This window comes from Bowmanella dokdonensis, assembly GCF_017254865.1.
GTDB lineage: Bacteria > Pseudomonadota > Gammaproteobacteria > Enterobacterales > Alteromonadaceae > Bowmanella > Bowmanella dokdonensis.
The window spans coordinates 1-626 of sequence record NZ_JAFKCV010000055.1 but is presented as its reverse complement, the minus strand read 5'-3'; the positions used below and the strand labels follow the sequence as shown (position 1 = coordinate 626).

Below are 626 nucleotides of genomic sequence, written 5' to 3'. Positions count from 1 at the left end.
AGAAATAATTAACTTTCATGGGTCGATCATTTACTTTCATTATTCTGTTTTTCCTTTGCCAAATCTTGGCCTTTGGGCTAATGGCGCATGAAGGTGAATCATCGACCCTTTCTACCATTACTCGAACTGATGGCATCTGGTTTGCAACTGAAGTCGAACGGCTGGCTAGACAGTCACCAAATGAAAGCATAACTGTTGCCCAACAAGCGGCGGCGTTCTTCAAACAACACCCACAGCCCAGGCTAGAAGGAAGAGTGTTAAACGCGACATCCTATGCCTATTATTTTCTCGGCAAGTACGACTTATCCATGGAGCATGCCAAGAAAGCCGAGTATTTTGCCAAGAAACACAATGTTGATGATGTGCTGGCCAGGGCCTATATGCTGCAGGGCAATGTGCTGCAAACAATATCGGACTACCAAAATTCCATTTCAAAATATCAGCAAGCCGTTCTTATCTATTCCCAATTAGGCAACGATGAGTTCCTAGGATACTGCTACAACAACATGGCCAATACTTATGAAAGAGCAGGCAATTACTCCATTGCTCTTGAGTACTATGAAAAATACAAAGATTTAGCCACGGATGACAGCGGCCACGCTAGTGCGGATTTAGGGATAGGCGAT

The 626-nt window shown here is 44.1% G+C and carries 1 protein-coding gene; it reads left to right on the top strand.

Annotated features, from left to right (window positions below):
* Positions 1–17: 17 nt before the first annotated feature.
* On the top strand, positions 18–626 hold a 609-nt coding region (locus tag J0A66_RS21510), incomplete at its 3' end, for a tetratricopeptide repeat protein (RefSeq protein WP_206575911.1).